18 protein-coding genes are annotated in these 20,880 nt (G+C 61.1%); 8 read left to right on the top strand and 10 right to left on the bottom strand.

Annotation, left to right across the window (positions count from 1 at the left end; genetic code table 11):
* Positions 1-62: 62 nt before the first annotated feature.
* The gene (locus tag AB6B39_RS04100) at positions 63-1,103 is read right to left on the bottom strand and encodes a helix-turn-helix transcriptional regulator (protein ID WP_284373343.1); all 1,041 of its coding nucleotides are present in this window, start codon (positions 1,101-1,103) and stop codon (positions 63-65) included.
* 105 nt (positions 1,104-1,208) lie between these two features.
* Between AB6B39_RS04100 and AB6B39_RS04105 the strand changes: the two genes are divergently transcribed.
* Positions 1,209-1,778: a TlpA family protein disulfide reductase gene (locus tag AB6B39_RS04105; protein ID WP_284373341.1), complete on the top strand. Its 570-nt coding sequence runs from the start codon at positions 1,209-1,211 to the stop codon at positions 1,776-1,778.
* Between the two features lie 70 nt (positions 1,779-1,848).
* Here AB6B39_RS04105 and AB6B39_RS04110 read toward each other — a convergent pair whose 3' ends face one another.
* Complete coding sequence (locus AB6B39_RS04110; protein ID WP_284373338.1) at positions 1,849-2,247, bottom strand: hypothetical protein; 399 nt, start codon at positions 2,245-2,247, stop codon at positions 1,849-1,851.
* A 75-nt stretch (positions 2,248-2,322) separates the two neighbouring features.
* A complete protein-coding gene (locus AB6B39_RS04115; protein WP_284373336.1) occupies positions 2,323-3,561 on the bottom strand; it encodes a methionine gamma-lyase in 1,239 nt (412 codons plus the stop codon).
* A gap of 107 nt (positions 3,562-3,668) precedes the next feature.
* Between AB6B39_RS04115 and AB6B39_RS04120 the strand changes: the two genes are divergently transcribed.
* Entirely contained in the window at positions 3,669-4,130 is a 462-nt protein-coding gene (locus tag AB6B39_RS04120) for an Lrp/AsnC family transcriptional regulator (RefSeq protein WP_284373334.1), read from the top strand.
* Here the strand turns inward: AB6B39_RS04120 and AB6B39_RS04125 are convergent.
* From AB6B39_RS04125 to AB6B39_RS04135, 3 genes are all read right to left on the bottom strand, one after another.
* Positions 4,127-5,809 (bottom strand): alkaline phosphatase D family protein, encoded by a 1,683-nt coding sequence (locus AB6B39_RS04125; RefSeq protein WP_284373331.1) that lies wholly within the window; start codon positions 5,807-5,809, stop codon positions 4,127-4,129. The genes AB6B39_RS04120 and AB6B39_RS04125 overlap by 4 nt on opposite strands.
* A 92-nt stretch (positions 5,810-5,901) precedes the next feature.
* Positions 5,902-6,858: an MBL fold metallo-hydrolase gene (locus AB6B39_RS04130; RefSeq protein ID WP_284373329.1), complete on the bottom strand. Its 957-nt coding sequence runs from the start codon at positions 6,856-6,858 to the stop codon at positions 5,902-5,904.
* 9 nt (positions 6,859-6,867) lie between these two features.
* Complete coding sequence (locus AB6B39_RS04135) at positions 6,868-7,887, bottom strand: 2-hydroxyacid dehydrogenase (RefSeq protein WP_284373327.1); 1,020 nt, start codon at positions 7,885-7,887, stop codon at positions 6,868-6,870.
* A gap of 113 nt (positions 7,888-8,000) precedes the next feature.
* Here AB6B39_RS04135 and AB6B39_RS04140 point away from each other — a divergent pair, with 113 nt between their 5' ends.
* Positions 8,001-8,606 (top strand): SH3 domain-containing protein, encoded by a 606-nt coding sequence (locus AB6B39_RS04140; RefSeq protein ID WP_284373325.1) that lies wholly within the window; start codon positions 8,001-8,003, stop codon positions 8,604-8,606.
* Positions 8,607-8,635: 29 nt separating this feature from the next.
* Here AB6B39_RS04140 and AB6B39_RS04145 read toward each other — a convergent pair whose 3' ends face one another.
* The 3 genes from AB6B39_RS04145 to AB6B39_RS04155 form a co-directional block, all read right to left on the bottom strand.
* A complete protein-coding gene (locus AB6B39_RS04145; RefSeq protein ID WP_284373322.1) occupies positions 8,636-11,287 on the bottom strand; it encodes a DUF4175 family protein in 2,652 nt (883 codons plus the stop codon).
* A 441-nt stretch (positions 11,288-11,728) separates the two neighbouring features.
* Positions 11,729-13,549, bottom strand: a complete 1,821-nt coding sequence (locus AB6B39_RS04150) for an acetyl/propionyl/methylcrotonyl-CoA carboxylase subunit alpha (protein ID WP_284373320.1) — start codon at positions 13,547-13,549, stop codon at positions 11,729-11,731.
* A 98-nt stretch (positions 13,550-13,647) separates the two neighbouring features.
* Entirely contained in the window at positions 13,648-15,240 is a 1,593-nt protein-coding gene (locus AB6B39_RS04155; protein WP_284373317.1) for a carboxyl transferase domain-containing protein, read from the bottom strand.
* Positions 15,241-15,488: 248 nt separating this feature from the next.
* Here AB6B39_RS04155 and AB6B39_RS04160 point away from each other — a divergent pair, with 248 nt between their 5' ends.
* Complete coding sequence (locus AB6B39_RS04160; protein ID WP_284373315.1) at positions 15,489-16,703, top strand: vWA domain-containing protein; 1,215 nt, start codon at positions 15,489-15,491, stop codon at positions 16,701-16,703.
* A gap of 20 nt (positions 16,704-16,723) precedes the next feature.
* On the opposite strand, the gene AB6B39_RS04165 is transcribed toward AB6B39_RS04160, so the two are convergent.
* A complete protein-coding gene (locus tag AB6B39_RS04165) occupies positions 16,724-17,131 on the bottom strand; it encodes a nuclear transport factor 2 family protein (RefSeq protein ID WP_284373313.1) in 408 nt (135 codons plus the stop codon).
* Between the two features lie 195 nt (positions 17,132-17,326).
* On the opposite strand from AB6B39_RS04165, the gene AB6B39_RS04170 reads away from it, so the two are divergent.
* The 4 genes from AB6B39_RS04170 to AB6B39_RS04185 all read left to right on the top strand — a co-directional run bounded on the left by AB6B39_RS04170 (position 17,327) and on the right by AB6B39_RS04185 (position 20,864).
* Positions 17,327-18,037, top strand: a complete 711-nt coding sequence (locus tag AB6B39_RS04170; protein ID WP_284373311.1) for a MerR family transcriptional regulator — start codon at positions 17,327-17,329, stop codon at positions 18,035-18,037.
* A 10-nt stretch (positions 18,038-18,047) separates the two neighbouring features.
* Positions 18,048-18,992 carry a tetratricopeptide repeat protein gene (locus AB6B39_RS04175; protein WP_284373309.1) on the top strand — a complete coding sequence of 315 codons (945 nt, stop codon included), beginning with the start codon at positions 18,048-18,050 and terminating at the stop codon, positions 18,990-18,992.
* Positions 18,989-19,666 (top strand): hypothetical protein, encoded by a 678-nt coding sequence (locus AB6B39_RS04180; RefSeq protein WP_284373307.1) that lies wholly within the window; start codon positions 18,989-18,991, stop codon positions 19,664-19,666. The genes AB6B39_RS04175 and AB6B39_RS04180 overlap by 4 nt, the downstream gene beginning before the upstream one ends.
* Before the next feature lie 76 nt (positions 19,667-19,742).
* Positions 19,743-20,864, top strand: coding sequence for an MBL fold metallo-hydrolase (locus AB6B39_RS04185; protein WP_284373304.1), 1,122 nt, complete (start codon positions 19,743-19,745; stop codon positions 20,862-20,864).
* The last annotated feature ends 16 nt before the right edge of the window (positions 20,865-20,880 follow it).

Below are 20,880 nucleotides of genomic sequence, written 5' to 3' on the forward strand. Positions count from 1 at the left end.
ATAGCAGGTCGGTCAGGTCGGTCGCGTCGATTTGTCGGAAAAAGCTGGTCGATTTCCGTTTATCACCCAGCAGAGGGCTTTTTTCGGAAAGTTGACGGCGTAACCCCGACATGAGTCTTGAACGCCCGGTTGAACGGCGAGAGAGAGCTGAAGCCGTGATCCAATGCGATCGTCAGGATCGGCAAATGGGCCTGATCCGGATCGCGCAGCGCCCGCTTGATGTCGGCAATCCGGTAGCTGTTGATGAAGCTGCTGAAATTGTCGTGGCCGAGCCCGTCGCCGATCGTCTCGCGCAGTTGCGTTTCGCTGATGCCTAACCGGTTCGCCAGATCGCCAATGCTCAATCCCGCTTCGAGATAGGGTTTTCGCTGTGTCATCTCTGCTTCAAGCACTACCATACGTCGCCTCAGCGCGTCCGGCAGCCTGTCCTCCGGCGGAGGCGAGGCCGCGCGTGTTGCGGAAAACAGAAGCGCATCTTCCGGTATATGGATCAGGTGGACGAACGCATAAAGTGTACCCATCCAGACGAGTGCGCCGCGTGCCGTAGGCAAGGCGTCTAGTGGCACGAGATAATTAGCCAGTGTGGAGCCGGCCGAGAACAGAACCAGAGCGACGGCAAATTGAAGGCGTGAGCGTCGACGTCGGTTGAGCATGTCGTCGCGGCGGTCCAGAAGCAGGCGCGTCACGATGTGGATGAGGATGATCAGCCCGAAGATGTTGGCGATCAGAGCAGCATGCCAGATCGGCAGGGACAGATCGAAACTGCGTCCGATATGGGAGGTCAACTTCGGCAGGCTGTAGCTGATCCCGATCAGAGCCGCGATTGGTCCGACGCGAACCGCGCGACTGAATAGGGTCATGATGAAGAGCCAGATGAGGGGCAGGTCGAACGCGGAAACCAGGCCGGCCAGACGGGTAATCCAGGATTGCGTCGCGATGTAGTCAGGCGTGAAGTCGAGCAAGGACCCGATAACGCTTACGCAGGCAAGCTGCAGAAACACGCGGCTGCGCGATGGCAGCAGATCACGCTGTGCCATAAAGGCGATCAGAACCAGTATAAGGATCGCAGAGAAGCGGATCGCGGGATCGAAGAGGCTCATCATGACCTGAGGCTCTGGCCGTACGCCCTCACGGGCTGCGTCGCATTGCGCCAAATTGCCTGCGGGTCAGCTGTGGCCTTACCGTGCGTCACGCTTTATCCTGCTTTCATGTTCACGCTGACGAATGCCATCAGACTGATGATCTTGGCCGGCTTGCTGGCTGTTGCGCTGACGCTCGTCAAGGCTTGCCAGGCGCCGGAAGGTGCGTTGGAACGCTTCGGTGTCGATAGCCTGACGAAGTTGACGGTACTCGATAATCCACCCCTGCAATCCGGCGCCACATTTCAGACGCCGACAGGCACGATGACGCTGGAGGATGTCCGCGGCAAAGTTGTGCTGGTCAATGTCTGGGCGACCTGGTGTGCGCCTTGTGTCGTCGAAATGCCGAGCCTGGATGAGTTGGAGCGGATGCGTGGGGGCGAAGATTTCGCCGTCGTGCCGATCAGCCTCGACCGAACCATGGAGGAGATAGAGACATTTTATGCGCGTATGGAGCTATCGGCGATCCCGATTATTCATGATCCGAATTACAGCGTGAATGCGCAACTGGACCTGCCGGGTCTGCCGACATCGATCCTGTATGACCGGTCCGGTCGCGAAGTGGCGCGCTTGCCCGGTGAGGCGGAGTGGGTGAGTACGGAAGCGCTGGCCCTGATCGATTATCTGATCGCACAGTGATGCCCACGCCGCCCGGCGCACAGCGTCGGCCAGGGAAAATATCAGTCAGGGATTACGTCTCGGCTCATCCCTAACGCGGGGTGATGATGGCCACGCGCTGATTGCTGATTCCACGCGTCCCATAGCCTAGTGGGCGCGTCCGCTGACGCAGCGGGCTGTTCGCATCGCGGTAGAGATAGCCCTGATTGCGAATGCGTTCATCCTCCTGGCGGGCCTGCCGCTCAGCCTGAGCGGCTTGCTGGCGCAGACGCGCCCGTTCAAGAGCGATCCGCTCGCGCTGAACACGGGTTTGCGCAGCCGTGGCGGGCGAGACCGATGGCAGTGGAGCATAAGTATGCCGGACGACCCTGACGCCATTTTCACAGCTCACGCTGGATGAGCTGGCCGTGGACGGCCCGCATTGCGCGTAACTGGCGACCGGCAAGGCCACCAAAAAGGTCGACGCAGCAGCGATAAGGGCAATTTTCATGGCGATAGTCTCCATCGTGGGGAAGCGTTGCCATGCAGGTTCTGTGCCGGATCGCGAAACCAATCCAGTCTGCGCCTATTCGGCTGCTGCGAGGAGACTGGGCGCGCTCAATGCATCCAGCGAGACTATCAGGTCGGCGATAATATCGTCCACCGCTTCCAGTCCGACCGACAAGCGGACCAGCCCGTCCGAAATACCGTGCCTGATCCGCTCTTCCGGCGTGTAGGGACTATGCGTCATAGAGGCGGGATGCTGGATCAGCGTTTCGGCATCGCCAAGCGACACGGCGCAATGGATCATGGACAGGCCGTCGATCAGGGCTTTCCCGGCCTCGATACCGCCATGCAGTTCCAGGGCGATCATGCCGCCATAGGCCGGTCCGGCCTCAGTCGTCATCTGCAGATCCGCCAACTCGCGTTGCGCGAAACTGGACAGTCCGGGATAGAGGACGCTTGCGACGGCAGGATGCGAGGCGAGCGCCTCGGCAACCGTCTGAGCGCTGGAGCAGTGGCGCTCCATCCGCAGTTCCAGCGTCTTGAGGCCGCGCAATATCAGCATGGCCGTCATCGGCGCCATCACGGCGCCCGTCATGTCCTTCAGTCCGTACAACCGGATTTCGTCGATCAGCTCTTTGCAGCCGACGACGATGCCGCCGACAAGATCCCCGTGTCCGCCCAGATATTTGGTTGCCGAATGCACGACCAGATCCGCGCCGCGTTCGATCGGACGCGTCAGCACGGGTGTCGCATAGGTGTTGTCGACCATGACCAGCGCATCGGCGGACTTGGCAATCTTCGCGATGGCATCGATGTCGACCAGACGCATATTCGGATTGGCGGGAGTTTCGAAATAGACGACTTTCGTCCGGTTGCTGATCGCCCGGCGAAGCGTATCCGGTTCGGTCAGATCGCAATGAGTGACGATCACGCCGAACTTTTCCAGCCCGTGATGCAGGAAGGAGAAAGTGCATCCATAGAGCGTTTCGTCGACGATGATTTCGTCGCCTGGCTGCAGAATTGTCCAGAGGCTGGCCGTGATCGCACCGATGCCCGATCCTGTGGCCAGTCCGGCTTCCGCCCCTTCGAGCGACGCCATGCGCTGCTCCAGCAGATCGAGTGTCGGATTGGATATGCGCGAATAGACGTGGCCGGGTGCCTCTCCGGCGAAAATCGCGCCGCCTTGATCTGCGGACCCGAATACGAAAGTCGATGTCATGTGAACGGGCGGGGCGAGCGATCCGCCATGATCGAGCGGATCGTAACCGTGATGGATGGCCCGTGTGGCAAAGCCGGATGGTGAGTTTGAATCGCGCATGCCGAAGGCTCCGATGGAAATCGTCGAGTGGCTTATGTGCTATTTTCAGCAGCATTATCGTGCTAATGTTGTCTAGTTAAGGCATTGATTAGCATGAAGTGTCAAAAATGGATGCGATAGACCGGAGACTTGTCAGAGCTTTGCAGCGCGATGGGCGCATGACCAATCGGCAGCTGGCCGATCATGTCGGCCTGTCGCCTTCGCCCTGCCTTCGCCGCCTCAAGGCTCTGGAAAGCGCTGGCGTCATTCGCGGCTATCACGCTGAGATCGACCCCGATCTCTATGGGCTACCGATCACCGTGTTCATTCGCGTCCGGCTGGAGCGTCACGACGAAGATACGGTCAATGGGTTCGAGGCGAAGGTCCGCGCCAATGACAATATCGTCGAATGCCACGTTATGACGGGGCAGGCCGATTATCTGTTGCGCGTGATGGTCGCGGACCTGTCCGACTATGAACGCTTCGTGCGCCATGATCTGCAGCGGATCGGTGGGATCGCATCGATCGATACAAGCTTCGCCTATGGGCAGGTCAAACGCCGTGCGGCCTTTCCTTTTGTTGGTCGCTAGCGCTTGTTCAGTGCCAGTGAGGCATCTGTACGGATGATGTCGAATGTCGCGCGTGGCGCAGCAGCATAATCCAGGCTGAGGATATTATCGACGGCGATGAAGGTGGCTTTCGCCTCGTCCCTGTCCAGTGACAGGTCGATATAGCCTTTGCCATCCGGATCATGATGGCGAACCATTGGGTTGCGCTCTGCGAGCAGCGCCGAGTAGGTCGAGGCTTCGGGTCCGAAATAGCTCGATGAGCCCGGTGAGGTCACGGCGTTCGTGCCGAGTTCAACACCCATACGGCGCCCGCTATTATCGCGCAGCTCATTCGCCCACCATTCATGCGTATCGCCCGTCAGCACGATCAGGTCGGTCGCTCCGGCTTCTGCCATGGCGGCGTAAAACCGCTCCCGCGCAGCCGGATAGCCGTCCCACGCATCGAGGTTGAGCGGAATGTCGAGCGTGGTCAGGGCGATGAAGTCACGAATTTGCGGCACGACCTTTTCCAGCTCCGCAATGGCCGGTGAATCCGCAATCGGTGTCAGGTTGGGAGTGGTGACTTCCGCCATGATGATCTGATTGGCGAGCACGCGCCAGCGTGTGCCGGATGCAACCGATTCCGTCATGGTCTGGGTCAGGCGCTCGGACTGCGGTCGTCCCAGCAATTCACGCGAAGGGTCAACCAGATCGACCGTCTTGAATTTTTCCAGGCCCTCCGGGGTCGCCAGCTCCGCACCTATCACAGCATAATCGAGCTGTTCCGAGCGCGCCATGAGCCGGGTTTCCAGCGTCGCCAACGTGACCAGATCACCCCACTGAAAATCACGGATCAGTTCTTCCGCAGCCTGACCGCGAGCCGGGTCGCGCACAGGCATCCATTCATAATAGGCTCGCAAGGCCGCACTGCGACGCTCATTCCAATCCCCTTCGCCGAGATCGTGATTTTCCGCGCCGCCTTCCCAGCTATTATTCGTCGTTTCGTGGTCATCCCAGATCGGGATCAGCGGATGGGCCGCATGCATGGCCTGGCTGCCCGCATCGGATTTATACTGGGCGTGACGGGTCCGGTAGTCGGACAGAGTCACGATCTCCTTGTCCGGCTGATGCTCCCGCCCGATCTGTCTGGACACTGCGCCGCCATAACCGGCCGTGCTGTATTCATAGATGTAATCGCCCAGATGGATGACGGCGTCGACATCATCGCGTTGCGCAATCGCGTCATACACATTGAAATGGCCGAACGCGTAATTGGAACAGGAGACGACGGCGAAGCGAGCGGCGCTCACCATTCCTGTCGGCAAGGTCCGGCTTCGCCCGGTTGGGGATACGGCGTCGCCGATCAGGAACCGGTAGTAATAGGTCTCGCCGGACCGGAGCGACCGCGTCTCGGCCTTGACGGTCCAGTCACGCTGGGCGCTGGTGCGTGTGTCGCCGCGATAGGCAATGTCGGTAAAGTCCGCATTCGTCGCAATTTCGTAACGCAGATCAACCGCACCCGCTGGCGCGTTGACCCATGTGATCCGCGTCCAGATCAGGAAGCCATTTTCAGACGGCTCTCCGGACGCGACGCCATGGTCGAACTGCGCTCCGTTCGGCTCCGCGCGCGTGCCAGTGCCGGTCGTGGTGCAGGCGCTCAGCCCTGTGGCCAGACCGCCGAGTAGCGTACTGCGCAGCGCGCCCCGTCTCGAAATCCGCATCCGTCTCTCCCATCCTGCGATCAGTCGTTACTGTACGGATTGTCGTGACAGTCTGATGTCATCAGGCTGATGTTATCAGATCGTTTTACAACCTACTCCGCAGACGGGCCCTCGAAGTCGCCGCCCATGGAGCGCCAGGCGGCCGTGATGATTCCGCCCTGATCGATGAAGCCGTCCAGATCGGCCATATCGGCGAGCGGTTCGGCGTCTATGATCTCCTGCAGGGACTTGCCCGCCATCTTGTGTTCGCTGACGCGGTTATAGATGGCCTGCAGCCTGTCGCGTGCTGCGGTGAGCCCATCGCGATCCGTGATCGGTCCGTGTCCAGGAATGATCACGGTGTCGGCGTCGGCCATGGCCAGAACCTTGTCGTGGGCCGCGATCATACCCTGCATCGATCCGCCACTATCGACATCGACGAAGGGAAACATGCCGAGGAAAAGATTGTCGCCCATATGGACGACATTGGGTTCTTCGAACAGGACGATCGTATCGCCGTCCGTATGGGCTGACGGGACGTGAATGGAGCGGGCCGTAATGCCGTTGAAATGCAGGCTCGCCTGATCGGTGAATGTCACGACAGGCCAGAAGTCTTCGTTCTTGGCCTCGTTCATCCGGCCCCAAGCCTTGTTCATATAGCTGGTGCCCATGCGTGTCCGGACATTCTCATGCGCCATAATCATGGCGCCGGCCTCTTTCATCTCCGGGTTGGACCCGGTGTGATCGCCGTGCAGATGGGTATTGATAACGAAGAGGAGATTGTCGTTCTCGCCGGCAATTTGCTGCACATGATAGAGGATTTCCTCGGCGTTGCGGGCGAACTTGTCATCGATCAACACGACACCGTCCGGACCGGAACTGACACCGATATTGCCGCCGGATCCGAACAGCACATGCAGATTATCCGTGATTTTTTCGACGCGCAGTTGCGGGTCTTCCGGGGCCGGGCGCTCGACGGTGTGGGAATGCTGATCATGGGCGCTTGCGACAAGCGGAGACGCACTGCTCATCACAAGTGTGGCGACGGACAGCAGAAGAATGCGGGTCATGGGTGGCTCCTAGGAAGCAAGAGAGAGGCGCGCGCCCGGCGGGAGAACCCGGTCTGGACAGGCGTGATTGTCGATATGGGCGCGAATATTGATGAGAACCTTTTCACCCATTTCACGGCGGCTCTCATGTGTAGACGATCCGATGTGGGGGGCGAGAATCACATTCTCGAGACCCAGAAGTGAGGGGTGCGGTCGCGGCTCGTCCTCATAGACGTCCAGACCGGCTCCAGCGAGGCGGCCTTGTGCCAGCGCGTCGGCCAGCGCGGCTTCGTCGATGATCTCGCCGCGTGACGTGTTGACCAGATAGCTGTCCGGTTTCATCAGGGCGAGCGTGCGCCCGTCGATCAGGTGCCGGGTGGAGGGCGTCAGCGGCGCATTGATCGACAGGATGTCGATTTCCGTCAGCATATCTTCCAGCGTATCATGCCACCGCGCATCCAGCGCCCGTTCCATGGTTTCTGGGACGCGCTGACGATTATGGTAGTGCACGGACAGCCCGAAGGCGTGGGCGCGGCGTGCGACGGCGCTGCCGATCCGGCCCATGCCCAGAATGCCGAGCCGTTTGCCCCGGACGCGGTGCCCGAGCATATGCGTCGGGCCCCAGCCATCAAACCCACCGGCGCGCATCCGTCGGTCCCCTTCGACCAGTCGTCGCGGCACGGCCAGGATCAGCGCCATGGCCAGATCGGCCGTATCTTCGGTCAGTACACCTGGCGTGTTCGTCACGGTGAGACCGCGCGCATGCGCGGCGGCGACATCGATGTGATTGGTACCAGCCCCAAAATTGGCGATCAGGCTCAGCTGGTCCGATGCGGCGGCAATGACATCGGCATCGATTGTGTCGGTCACGGTCGGGACGAAGACATCGCAATGCGCGATCGCCTCCTGCAGCGCCGTCTGGCTCATCGGCGTATCGTCGGTTCGCAGCACGACATCGAACAGTTCGCGCATGCGCGCTTCGACAGGATCCGGAAGGCGTCGGGTTACAACCACACGCGGATTCGGGATCGGGGAGCGGGATGTTACCATAGGTCTCTTGTGGCCCGGCAGCGCCAGCGGAGCAAGACCCATAAGCGAAGGTTTGAACCGCCAGATCGCGACTGTTTAACGCGGATTTAACGCTGATCGGTAATGTCTGTCCCATGCGGATCCGATTCCCGTCCAGTCTTGTCAGCGCCACTATCGGGCTGGTTGTCGCGACCTGCTTAGCGGCTGCTGTGGTGGCCGGGGATGGATCGCCGCAGACGGTGGCGCAGCCAACAGCGCAGACGATGGTTGTGGTGCAGCCTGTACCAGCGCCTTTATCCGGGTTCTACCGTGTTTCTGCCGATCAGACGCCGTCGGGCTTTCCGGTGCCGCGCTATGTCAGCCTGAAGTTCGGCAAGGTGAATGCACGCACGGGACCCTCGCGCAGCCATCCCGTCGCCTATCAGTACCGACGCCGTGGATTGCCGCTGATCGTAGTTGCCGAAACCGAGATGTGGCGCAAGGTTCGTGACATTCATGGTGATGAGGCGTGGGTTCGCAAGCCAGCCCTGTCGGGCGAGCGATTTGCCATGCTGACGGGGGAGGCGGTGTTGCGCGCCAAGACGGAGGCGGATTCGCGCCAGCTGGCGCGGATCGAACGGGGCGCGCTGGTGGCGCTGGAAGATTGCAAGACAAACGGTATCTGTCGTGTGCGGACGGCGGGGGGTCTTAAGGGTTACGTGCCGCAGCGTCTGCTCTGGGGTGCCCAGCCGCTCGACTGAGCCGCTTTTTTCCAACACGCGCGTCAGCCCTAGAAGCGTTTCAGCAACCGCTCCAGATAGTCCTGTTCCTGCTGATTGCGTTCGGCCTCGGCAGCGCGGCGGCGTAGTTCCTCGATGATTTCGCGCGACCGCTCCGCATTGTCGCGCGGATCAATGTCGGCTTCGGCATTGTCAGAATCGAGCGTGCCGGTCTGGCGGCCCAGCGGATCCGTCGCCTCGCCATCCGCACTTGCGTCATTCTCCAGCTGTCGGGCCAAGGCATCCCCCGCCGATCGCAGCGCGTCGATCGCCTCGGCTTGCGCCTGACGCGATCCGCGCAAATCGCCGCGACCCAGCGCAGCTTCGGAGTCGCGCATGGCATCGCGCGCGCGGCCAAAGGCCTCGTCGGCATTCTCATCGGCGCCAAAGCCCTGTCCGCCTTGCTCCGCCTCTCCCTCACCGGGCGTATCGCCGCCCTGTTCCTGTCCACCTTGTTGTTCACCAGCGCCGCCCTCATCCTGGAGCGCATCGCCCGGCTGTGATCCCGGCTGGTCGCCGGACTCATCGCCCAGACGGTCCTGCAGCCCCTCGATCATCGCTTCGATTTCGGCTTGGCGCTGTGCCAGCGCTTCGGGGGACTGGCTTTCGCCTGTGGGCGTTTCGCCGATCTGTTCGCGGAATTCGTCGCGTTCGGCCTGACGGGTTTCGTCCTGCAATTCGCGCTGCTCGCCAAGGCTCTCGGCCAGTTCTTCGAGCTGTTGCCGCATTTCTTCGCTCATCTCGCTATCGCCGGAGGGCTCGCCGCCTTCGCCGCCGCCGCCCGGTGAGAGTTGCAGCTGCAGATTTTCAAGCAGTTCGGCCAGTTGCGTCAGGGCCCGGCGCGCGCCTTCCGTGTCGCCAATACGGTTGGCTTCCTCGATCGCGTCGAGCAGTTCCTGGATCTGGTCGACCGATCCAAGGGCCGGCCCGTCGCCGCCACCGCCTTCACTATCGGCAATAGTCGCATTTCGGCGCAGCTCTTCCATATAGGCGTCCACAGCCTGATTATAGCGGGTGAACAGCGCATCAATTTCGCGTTGCGGGGCACGGCGCGCAATGCCTTCGTTCAGCGCCTGCTGGGCCTCCTGCATTTCCTGCAGGGCCGTGCCCAGGACGCCGAATTCCGCCCGGATGGCCAGCTTCCACAGATGATCCGGCAGGCCGTTCAGCGCCTCTGCCGAGCGGGCATAGCGGATCGATTTCCCGGCATGGCGCAGTCCGATATAGACGACAGGGTCGTTGAACAGGGCCGGATCGGGCGCGACCGTGACGGCTTCGATCAGCAAGGCTGCGCGCTGTATGGGAGCCGGGGCGCGGCCCATGCGCCACTCATCCTGATAGGTGTCGAAGCTGCCGTCCGACGCGTCCATGTCGGGATGGCCAGGCGGCGGAGGGGCATAGTCCCCCGCACCGGCGAGCAGCAGGCCGCGATGTTCGATGATCGCCTTGGCCAGCGGTTCGACGAAAATCTTGTCCGGCACCGTCGTGTAGAATGGCTCGCTGACGCCGTGCTGTCCGGCTCCATCGACGGCGACCAGTCGTGCGATGACTTTCCGACCTGCCAGCGGGTGACGGGTCAGATCCAGTTTCAGGGACCGGTCGGATGCCTGGGCGAACGGCGGCGTGTCCGTGTCGACGGTTGTAGTGGGCCCGTCAAACGCTGTTTCGGCATTCATGCCGTCCGTCAGTTCGACCATTTCCAGCAGGACGCGGTCCACCCCGTAATCATCGACGGCGTCCATGACGAGGACGAGGCGGTCGCGCTTGTCGGTCTCGGGGGGGTTGGTCGAATCGATCACGGGCGGTGCATCCGGTGTGGCATCGATGGTGAAGCGTTTCAGTCGCGGTCCGATCCGCCAGTCCAGCGTCCCGGACCCGTCAATCAGCGTGCGGACTTCCGTCCCGTTCCGGCCGAGCCGTTCCGGGGTCAGGAAGCGCGCCCCATTCGGCCCGGTAAAGCGGGGACGGGGCAGGCCGCGTGCGCCGGATGCGCGCACCACCAGCATCGATCCGACCGGTGCCTGGAGGGTCAGGTCGCCTTGCGCATAGATGGGCGGGCGGCCTGTATAATCCGGTGGATCGATCCAGGCTTCAAAGGTGACACTATAAGGGTTAGTTGGCGGCAATATGGTCGGCATGATTGACCGGCGCAGCCGCTCCGTGCCGAATCCCCAAGCCAGAAACAGGGCCAGAATCATCAGGATCGGCGCCACAAAACGCAAACCATACCGGTCGATCGGGGAGAGCGCTGGCGTGCGCCCGATGCGCCGGATCGCTGCAGATTGATCGCGAGCGCGTTCCCGATGGGCGGGCCACAGATCGGGGGCTAGAACGGCCTGATCTTGCAACGTATCGAGTGGACGATGCGACAGACCGGCGGTGGCTTCCAGCCGCCGCAGCGCATCGGACCGGGTCGGTATGGGCAGGCGCGATGCCGCAACCGCGCCGCGCCCGATCAGAACCAGCACGACCAGCAAGGCGAGGGCCCGCAAAGGATCGCCAACTACTTCCCATAGGCCGAGAATGCTCGCCGCGATGAACAGGGACAAAGCCAGTGCAGACAGAGCCAGTGTGGGCGCGTAACATTCCCAGATCAGCCGAGCGCGCGCCAGCCGGGCAAGGCGGGTCAATCGAGGCGGCAATTCCGGCGAGACAGTCGGCACGAGAAAATCCCTAGCCCAGCCCGGTCAGACTTGTCCCATAAAATTTCAGTCACACCTGCCTACTTGTCCCCGGCGATAAATGCCGGGAACGATTTGGTTTGCAGGCAGACGCCCTTCTCCAACCGGAGGCGGTATCCGGCATCAGACTGGATCTGAACCCTCATCGTCAGGAATGACACGAGGCGCAGGCTTTGCCCCGTGATCGGAGCAAAAGGAGAGTGTCGTTTCGTCGCGAAAGCCAAGCACACTCGCAAGCGGGTCTGTTCAGGATCAGTGTATCGGCTGGAACGGTCTCACGAACAGCCCGTAACGACGGGCGACCCGCTCAAAGGCGCATTCCACCGCCCGCAGCACCGAGATCAGGCTCCCTCATGCCAACTACAGACGGCGCAAGGTTGACGTGGCCGCAAAGAGGGTGGACGCTCAGCGAAAAAAAGGGGCTTAGCTCTCTTCCAGACGGACCAGTGCCTCTCCGTCATCGACAAGTTGGGCCGCTTTGGCCGTAACTTCGGCGACGATGCCGTCGCGTGGGGATTTGAGGGTCATTTCCATTTTCATCGCTTCGAGAATGACGAGCGGCTGGTCCGCTGTGACGGCGTCGCCTGGTGCGACAAGGATGGAGATCACCTTCCCGGGCATGGGGGCGCTGACCGTGTCGGCCCCGAGAGCGGCGTCGAGCAGGTCGGACGGCATGCCGACTTTCACGGCCCTGTCGCCGACACGTACGATCCCGGCTTTCGCTTTGCCGGGCCGCAAGGGGAGCTCGGTAACGACACCGTCGACATAGGCATGCATGCGTTGTCGCGTGGGCCCGTTGAGCCGCCAGCCAGAGACGGAGCCGAACGGCCCGCCTGTTTCCTTCGGGCCGACCCGTTTGGCCAGTTTCTCCAAACGCAGGGCCCGACTGCTCAGATCATGATCGGCAATGAAGTCCGTGTCGACATCACCCGCGCGGAAGCGGTCCGTCCTGAGCAGGGCCTGCAGAAACGCTGCGTTGGTCTTGACGGGGTGGGTCGATGTTCTGCTCGTGGCACGGCGCAGATGGTCGATCGCCTGTTCGCGGCTCGGGGCATGAACGATCAGTTTGGCGATCATCGGGTCATAATGACGGGACACCATGTCGCCGGGCTCGAATCCCGTATCGACCCGTACGTCATCGCCCGGCAGGCGGAAATGGTGCAGACGACCGACGCTTGGAGTGAAATCCGTGTCGGGATCCTCGGCGTAAAGCCGTGCCTCGATGGCGTGCCCCTCCAGCGTGATCGTGTCCTGTGCGGGCAGCGCCTCACCCTGAGCCACGCGAATCTGCCATTCGACCAGATCGAGCCCGGTAATTTCTTCCGTTACCGGATGTTCCACTTGCAGGCGGGTGTTCATTTCCATGAACCAGAAGCCGTCAGTACGAAGCTCCCCCGATCCGTCTACGATGAATTCAACCGTACCAGCACCGACATAATCGACCGCTTCGGCGGCGCGGATGGCGGCGCTGGTCATGGCGACGCGGACGTCTTCCGTCATGCCGGGGGCCGGGGCTTCTTCGATGACTTTCTGGTGGCGGCGCTGCAGCGAGCAGTCGCGCTCGAACAGATGGATGACGTGCCCGTGCCTGTCGCCAAAAATTTGCACTTCGATATGGCGAGGCGATAGGATGTATTTCTCGATCAGAACATGATCATTACCGAAAGAGGCGGTTGCTTCGCGCTGACAGGAGGCCAGCGCGTCCTTGAAGTCGCTGGCCTTGTCGACTTTGCGCATGCCCTTGCCGCCGCCGCCCGCGACGGCCTTGATCAGCACAGGATAGCCAATCTCGGACGCTTGGCCGGCGAGGACATCCGGGTCCTGATTTTCGCCCTGATAACCCGGCGTGACGGGAACTCCCGCTTCGATCATTAGCGCCTTGGCGGCATCTTTCAGCCCCATCGCTTCCATGGCTTCCGCGGACGGGCCGATAAAGGTGACGCCCGCTTTTTCGCAGGCGCGGACGAAGGCGGGATTTTCCGACAGGAAGCCATAGCCGGGATGGATCGCGTCCGCGCCCATCTTGGTCGCGGCGTCGATAATCTTGTCGATGACGAGATAGCTCTCGGCAGCCGGGGCCGGGCCGATGTGCACGGCTTCATCGGCGGTGCGCACATGCAGCGCGTCGCGGTCGGCGTCGGAATAGACCGCAACCGTGGCGATGCCCATCTCGCGCGCCGTGCGGATCACGCGGCAGGCGATCTCGCCACGATTGGCGATCAATATCTTTTCGATCTTTTTCATCTCGATCCTTTCTTTCTCATACGGAGAAAGATTGAGTCTTTTGCCGCGCGGACGCGCGCTTCGGCGAAATTTTGATCCCCCGGATCAAAAATGTCGCCTCACATTCTAAACACGCCGAAGCTCATATCCGGCACTGGCGCGTTAGCAGTAGCTGCGAGCCCCAGACCCAGCACCGTCCGCGTGTCTTCCGGCGCGATGATGCCGTCATCCCAGATGCGCGCGCTGGCATAATAGGGGTGGCCTTCCGCCTCATACTTGTCTCTGATCGGTTTCATGAAGGCTTCGCGCTGGTCGGCGTCCCAGTCGCCTGAGCCGCGTGCGACATCGGCCAGGACATTGGCGGCCTGTTCGCCGCCCATCACGGAGATGCGGGCATTGGGCCACATGAACATGAGGCGCGGTTCATAGGCGCGTCCGCACATGCCGTAATTGCCCGCACCGTAGCTGCCGCCGACGACGACGGTGAATTTCGGCACCTGCGCATTGGCGACGGCGTGAACCATCTTGGCTCCGTGCTTGGCGATACCGCCTGCTTCCGCCTTGGATCCGACCATGAATCCGGTGATGTTCTGCAGGAACAGGAGCGGGATTTTCCGTTGGCAGCAGAGCTCGATGAAATGCGCGCCCTTCATGGCGGACTCCGAGAACAGCACGCCATTATTGCCGAGAATGCCGACCGGATAGCCGTGGATTTCGGCAAAGCCGCAGACCAGCGTCGGACCATAGAGTGCCTTGAATTCGGTAAAGCGCGAGCCATCGACGATGCGCGCGATGATCTCGCGGCAGTCATAGGGCCTGCGAATGTCGGCGGGGACGACGCCGCCCAGCTCGTGTGCCGGGTAGAGTGGATCGTCGCCCTCGCCCGTCGGCAGGAAGTGCGGCTCGACCGGCTCAAGCGTTGCAATAATATCGCGCACAATGGCCAGCGCGTGATCATCATTGGCGGCCAGATGGTCCACTACGCCGGACTGGCTGGCGTGGAGCATGCCGCCGCCCAGGCTTTCCGCGTCGATCTCTTCGCCCGTGGCGGCCTTCACCAGTGGCGGTCCACCGAGGAAGATCGTGCCCTGATTGGCGACGATGATGCTCTCATCCGCCATGGCGGGCACATAGGCACCGCCCGCCGTACAGCTGCCCATGACGCAGGCGATCTGCGCGATACCTTCGCGGCTCATCTGCGCCTGATTGTAGAAGGATCGGCCGAAGTGGAAGCGGTCAGCGAACATTTCGGCCTGGCGCGGCAGGTAGCCGCCGCCGGAGTCCACAAGGTAGATGACGGGCAGGCGGTTTTCGCGCGCAATATCCTGCGCGCGTTGCTGCTTCTTGCCGGTCATGGAAAAATAAGTCCCGCCCTTTACGGTCGGGTCGTTGCAGATGACGATACATTCACGGCCTGACACCCGACCGATACCGGTAATGATGCCCGCGCCCGGCACCTCGAATTCATACATGTCATGGCCGGCGAGCTGCGACAGCTCCAGGAAAGGCGACCCCGGATCGAGCAGCCGTTCGACGCGCTCGCGCGGTAACAGCTTGCCGCGCGAGACGTGTTTTTCCTTCGCGCGTTCGGAACCGCCCTGCGCGTAATGGGCGACCAGACGTTGCAGATCATCGGTCAGGGCCTCCATGGCCGCACGGTTTTCGGCAAACTCCGGCGAGGTCGTATCGATCTTGGACTGAATGACAGGCATGGGCGCTGACTAGGGGGCGCGCAGGGGCAAGGCAATGCGGGATTTGCAAAGCCTATGGCAGACTGTGCCACGAAGCCGCGAAATGCGGACATGCGCCTCTGTTGTCATCGTCTCTTTTGGATACGCGCCTGGTCCGGCTTCACGCCCGCTTAACCATTACCGCGAACGCTTCGTGAAGACTGTCTGTCTATTGTGTGCCGGAGTGGAGGACGCATTGCGTTTGTCTTCCGGAAGGGCGCGGACTTTACATGATCAGACAATGGCTCAGCCAGACCCGGACCGATTACCGGTCATCGGATAAGGGCAATGTCGCCAGCATGACGGCGGTTGCTGCGCTGCTGTTGCTGGGCGCGATCGGCGCGGCGATCGACTATACGCGCATGGGGACGCTGAAGTCGCAATTGCAGAATGCGGTCGACAGTGGTGTTCTCGCAGCCGCTTCATTCGATAGCGAGTCCGATGACGCGCGCCGGCTTCACGGCGAACGCGTCGCAGAGGCGAATATCGCCAACCTGACGGGCATCCCGACGGATATTACCTTGAACATCGACAAAAGCGGCCTCGTCATCGGCACCGGGGAAATGACCTATCAGCCCGTCATGATGCACATGTTCGGCTTTGATACGCTGCCTGTCACGGCGCTCTCCGAAGCGATGGCGGAAGGCGGCGTGGTCGATGCCGAGATCGTTCTGGTGCTCGATTATTCCAGCTCGATGAACAGCAAATATGTGGCCATGCGCACGGCGGCGGTCAATCTCGTCCGGGATCTGAGCGCGAGTGATGATGCGGAGATCGAGTTCGGTCTCGTGCCTTTCGCGGAGGAAGTCTTCATGACACTGGATGGTCAGTATGCCGTCGGGGGTGTCCGGGGCGTGCCTTGGGTCGGCTGCACCATCAGCCGCCGCTGGCCCTTCGTGGTGAGCGACAAGACACCGAACGGATCGGCCCGCAGCAAATGGGGCGCGGGCGGGACGGATTGCGGGCAATATGTGCCGCGCTCGCTGGTTGTACAGCCGCTGACGGATAATCATGCCGCCGTGATCGCGCAGCTTCTGGCCATGCGTCCGCATCGCGGGACGAATACCTCGCTCGGTGCCGAAATCGGCTATCAGCTCATTTCGCCCAACCCGCCATTTGCCGCGTCTGAATTCAGCGGCGGCAAGCAGAAATTCATCGTCATGCTGAGCGATGGAGAACAGACCCGTCCCAGCTATGGCCCGGGGGACCGTCTGACGATGGATCAGGCCGCCAGCAATTTGCAGTCGATCTGCGACGCGGCGGCGTCGAACGGTGTCACGGTCATTACCGTGCTCTATGATACGAGCAGCACGCGGGCGCGCTCAGCCATGCGGAATTGCGCCTCCTCACCCGACCTCTTCATGGAGGCGACGTCCGGCAATATTTCAGATCGCTTCGCCATGATCGGCGAAATGGTCAAATCGGATATCCGGCTCAGCCGATAAATCGCCGAACCAGAGGCGGTCTACGCGCCCATTGCCTCCACATGGGCAGCCGTATCCGTATATTGCTGCATGGCTGCGATCTTGCCGTCCCGAACGGTGTAGCGATGGACAAAAGGCGCATTCATCGCCTTGCCAGTCGCAATAAAGCGGCCCGTATAGGTTCCGAACACGATGACCGTATCATCGGACAGGATGAATTCTGACGGCGTGGCCGTAAAATTCTCCCAGTCCCCGCCCAAACGTGCAAACAGGCCTGTCAGGATCGCCTCCGGGCCGACATAGGGGTTCTGGTCGGCATAGGGATTGCCCTGTGCTTCGTTCCAGACGATGTCGTCCGCCATCGTGCCGAGAACGCGCGGCATGTCGCCCGCCGCAAAGCCCTCATAGACCGTCTTCACGAGCGCGAGATTAACGCTTGTCTGTGTCATGATATGTCCTGCCCCTGTTGATCCCGAGTTTATTGAACTTGCCTTTGGGCGCAAGCTTATTCGGGCGATTGAGCGGGTTCCTGATGCCGGGGGTGCGCCCTGATGATCACACTCGCACGGTGGAGAAATCGTTCCAGCGAGCAGCCGAATTTGATCACTGCTTGACTATAAAGTGATAAGTGATAGTTTTTACTTATGGAAAATACTTTTCGGATGAGAGATCTGGAGGGCGCCTGCCAATTACCGGCCAGCGCCATACGTTATTATGTGCGCGAGGGCTTGTTACCCGAACCCGTTCGGCCGACGGCAAATTCCGCGCTCTACAGCGACATCCATCTGCAAGGATTGAGGGCGATTGAGCGGATCAAGCGGGTTGCACCGGAATTGCCTCTTGCGCAGCTGAAGCGCATTCTGGAGCTGGTCCGGAAAGGTGTCGAACCCGAAGTTGCCCTGTCTTTGCATCGGTCCGTTGGGTCCGGGGCTTCCTCAGACCGGCAATATAATACAATCGAGGATATGGCTGCGGCGGCAGATGTCGCGCCATCGTTCATCCGGCACCTCATGGACGCGGGTATTCTAGTGCCGATTTTTCACGCTTCAGCGCCAACCTTCAACGATATCGATCGGCAGCTGGTTCTGACCGTCAAGCCGTTCATGAGCGCGGTCCCGGATCTGATCGACAGAATGGCTGCGATGGCCGCATTGATCCGACAGGTGTCCGCGCTGGAAATGGATGTACGCGATCTGGCGTCCGGGGGCGCGGATGCGGAGCAGACCGCGCAGATCAGCTATCGCATGCAGGAATTTGCCAATCTCTGGCATGCCTATCTGTTCGCGCGCTTCAGATTGCGCGACATTGCGGCGCGTGGATTGGGCCCCGCTGAAATGCCTCACCACCGGAAATGAGAGAATAGCTATGAGCCGACGAGTAATACAGAGTCAGCGATTGATATTGGCCCTCAGTATCCTGGTTGTGCTGACGAGCCCGGCTTTGGCAGATGACTGTCAGGGCGTCGAAACTGAGCGCCAAGCGATTGAGGCCCTGATCACGCAAGGTGATCTCAAACAGGCGAAAAAGCAGGCCAAGGCGCTGACAGACCGGGCCGATGGCTGCGCAGCGGCGCATATGGCTCTGGCGTCTGTCTACCGGGCGCGGCTGAACGATGCGGGCGGCCTCAAAGCGCTGTCGGCGGCCAGAACCTATCGTCGCGCACTGGCTGACGCCCTCGCCATAGAGCCTGATAATCTGGATGCCCGGACTGACGAAATCGGCTTTTTGATCAACGCCCCATCCATTGCTGGCGGCAGTCGGGACAAAGCGGCTTTACGCATTGCTGAGTTGAGGTCGCTCGATCCGGTTCGGGCTGCGCAAATGCAGGTCATGGCCGCCAAAGCCGAGGGGGATACCGATGTCATCATGGCGGCGCTGAGCGACGTTCTCGCCCTGACGCCGCAGGATCATGCCGTCCGGTCGGAATATGTCAGACGGCTTATCCTGGCGGACAAGACCGATAAGGCGCGGACCCTTCTGGACCAATGGCCGGAGCCGGACATGCCCGATGACTGGCTCGTCATGGAACGGCTTTACCTGCAGGCTGCCGCGCGCGTCTATGCTGTCGACGACCTGGCGGCGGCAGAGCGCATGCTGACAGAGTATATCGCCCGCAGGCCCAGCCTTGATGAAAAACGCCTGTCGCCGGTCGCGCATGCTTACGCCTTGCTGGGCAGCGCCCGGCTTGAACAGGGCGATGTTGAGGGTGCCGACCCCGCCTTCCAGCAGGCTTTGAGCGGTGATCCGGACAATGAGCGCGCGCTCGCAGGTCTGGCGCGGATAGCCGGGGAAGCAGACCCTACCCCATGATCCGTTTGCTCATTTCATCGCGTCCCGTCATGATGCGGAATATTATCCTGTTCATGACGGCGTTGAGCCTATGGACGACATGGCTCCCCATGATGCGCACCCTATCCGGTCAGAACAGCTATGCTTGGGGCGTGGAGTGGTTCAACACCATGTATCGCGGTGTGGGTTGGGAAGGGGATTGGCTCTTTCTGGTCTATCAGGCCATTCTGGGCGTAACGATCCTGTGGATGGGGTTTCGCAATCCGAAGGCTCCGTTCGCGGCCCTTCTGATCGTCTGGCACGCTCTGCCCTTCGCCAATGCGCTTTACCTTCCACTCATTGCTGACAAACGGAACATTTTTTACGGCGATACGGGCGGCGTGCAATGGGATCTGACCTGGGTATCTCCGTTGGTCACGGGGTGTGCATTCGCCCTTGTCTTCCTTTGGGCCGTGTCAGGTGGCGTTCGGGCTGATCGCCATGATCCTGTTTCCTGGACGCGACAGAATACGCAATTTGCGTTTATCTTCGGTCTCTATCTGGTCGTGGTGACGGGTCTGGAATGGACAGGCCCCGTCCACGGCCTGACGGATATGTTCGCTGTGCCGCTCAACATACTCGCCCCGGTCCTGATCGCGCTGATGCTCTATCCCTGGATTTCGCGCTCCAAAGCAGGTGAACACGCAATAGTCTGACGGAGTCTATCCCTGCATGGATCGCAGGCAAGACTGCCGATGGACGGCATTGGCGGTTTCGGACTAAGACAGACCCATGAAAAAGCCTGCCATTCTCAAAGCCAAGACGCCCGCCAGTCCCCAGGATGCATCGCTGCTACCGACAGATCGCTCCTCGCGCATGCTCGACTTCGTCACCGACGAAGCCCCGCAGCCGGGCGAGGTGCGAGAGCTGGCCGACGGTGTGTTCTGGCTGCGCTTCTCTCTCCCAATGGCGGGGCTCGACCATATCAATCTCTATGCGCTGCGTGACGGGGACGGCTGGGTCGTGGTCGATACGGGCATTGCCATGGCGGAGAGCAAGCGCCAGTGGGAGGGCCATTTCCGGGACCTGATGGGCGGTCGCCCGGTCAACCGGGTCATCTGTACCCATCTTCACCCGGATCATACCGGGCTGGCGGGCTGGATCTGCCGCAAGTTCGGCGCGCCATTACTGATGACACGGGGCGAGTATTTTCTTTGTCGCCTTCTGGTTGCCGATACGGGCCATCCGGCCCCCTCGGCGGGGATCAAATTCTACCAGAAGGCCGGTTTCACGCCGGAGCAGATCGAGCTTTACAAGAAACGGTTTGGCGGCTTCGGCAAGGCGGTCAGCGAATTGCCGCATGCTTATGACCGGCTGACGGACGGCGAATGGGGGCTGATCAATGGCAAGATGTGGCGTGTTATCATCGGATCGGGCCATTCGCCGGAACATGCCTGCCTCTATTGCGAAGAGCTCGGCCTGTGCCTGACGGGTGATCAGCTGCTCCCCAATATCAGTTCCAATGTATCCGTCTGGCCGACTGAACCGGAAGGCAATCCGCTGGATGACTGGATTTCCTCTTGCCACAAGCTGATCGCCGAATTGCCCGAAGACACACTGATCGGCCCGGCCCATGGCATTCCCTTCCGAGGCGCGCATAAGCGGCTCAATAAGCTGATCGAGCATCACGAAAAGGCGCTGGACCGTCTGTATGAACATTGCCGCGATCCGAAACGCGCCACGGAAGTCTATTCCGTCCTGTTCCGCCGGCCGATCAATGACAGCAACCGCATCATGGCCGTCGGCGAAAGCGTCGCTCATCTGAACTGCCTCAAAGGGCGCGGTCTGGTCTCGCGCCGGCTCAACGATGCAGGACAGTTTATTTATAAAGCGAAGGCGCCTGCAGCCAGATAAATTACGGCAGGGGACT

Origin of the sequence: Algimonas porphyrae (genome assembly GCF_041429795.1) — a bacterium.
GTDB classification, from domain to species: Bacteria; Pseudomonadota; Alphaproteobacteria; order Caulobacterales; family Maricaulaceae; genus Litorimonas; species Litorimonas porphyrae.

Excerpts from the sequence above, each read along its gene's own strand:
- AB6B39_RS04125 (WP_284373331.1), bottom strand. The coding sequence starts at position 5,809 with ATGCGGATTTCGAGACGGGGCGCGCTGCGCAGTACGCTACTCGGCGGT.
- AB6B39_RS04100 (WP_284373343.1), bottom strand. The coding sequence starts at position 1,103 with ATGATGAGCCTCTTCGATCCCGCGATCCGCTTCTCTGCGATCCTTATA.
- AB6B39_RS04180 (WP_284373307.1), top strand. The coding sequence starts at position 18,989 with ATGATCCGTTTGCTCATTTCATCGCGTCCCGTCATGATGCGGAATATT.
- AB6B39_RS04185 (WP_284373304.1), top strand. The coding sequence starts at position 19,743 with ATGAAAAAGCCTGCCATTCTCAAAGCCAAGACGCCCGCCAGTCCCCAG.
- AB6B39_RS04110 (WP_284373338.1), bottom strand. The coding sequence starts at position 2,247 with ATGAAAATTGCCCTTATCGCTGCTGCGTCGACCTTTTTGGTGGCCTTG.
- AB6B39_RS04120 (WP_284373334.1), top strand. The coding sequence starts at position 3,669 with ATGGATGCGATAGACCGGAGACTTGTCAGAGCTTTGCAGCGCGATGGG.
- AB6B39_RS04105 (WP_284373341.1), top strand. The coding sequence starts at position 1,209 with ATGTTCACGCTGACGAATGCCATCAGACTGATGATCTTGGCCGGCTTG.
- AB6B39_RS04140 (WP_284373325.1), top strand. The coding sequence starts at position 8,001 with ATGCGGATCCGATTCCCGTCCAGTCTTGTCAGCGCCACTATCGGGCTG.
- AB6B39_RS04130 (WP_284373329.1), bottom strand. The coding sequence starts at position 6,858 with ATGACCCGCATTCTTCTGCTGTCCGTCGCCACACTTGTGATGAGCAGT.
- AB6B39_RS04150 (WP_284373320.1), bottom strand. The coding sequence starts at position 13,549 with ATGAAAAAGATCGAAAAGATATTGATCGCCAATCGTGGCGAGATCGCC.
- AB6B39_RS04175 (WP_284373309.1), top strand. The coding sequence starts at position 18,048 with ATGAGCCGACGAGTAATACAGAGTCAGCGATTGATATTGGCCCTCAGT.
- AB6B39_RS04115 (WP_284373336.1), bottom strand. The coding sequence starts at position 3,561 with ATGCGCGATTCAAACTCACCATCCGGCTTTGCCACACGGGCCATCCAT.
- AB6B39_RS04170 (WP_284373311.1), top strand. The coding sequence starts at position 17,327 with ATGGAAAATACTTTTCGGATGAGAGATCTGGAGGGCGCCTGCCAATTA.
- AB6B39_RS04165 (WP_284373313.1), bottom strand. The coding sequence starts at position 17,131 with ATGACACAGACAAGCGTTAATCTCGCGCTCGTGAAGACGGTCTATGAG.
- AB6B39_RS04155 (WP_284373317.1), bottom strand. The coding sequence starts at position 15,240 with ATGCCTGTCATTCAGTCCAAGATCGATACGACCTCGCCGGAGTTTGCC.
- AB6B39_RS04135 (WP_284373327.1), bottom strand. The coding sequence starts at position 7,887 with ATGGTAACATCCCGCTCCCCGATCCCGAATCCGCGTGTGGTTGTAACC.
- AB6B39_RS04160 (WP_284373315.1), top strand. The coding sequence starts at position 15,489 with ATGATCAGACAATGGCTCAGCCAGACCCGGACCGATTACCGGTCATCG.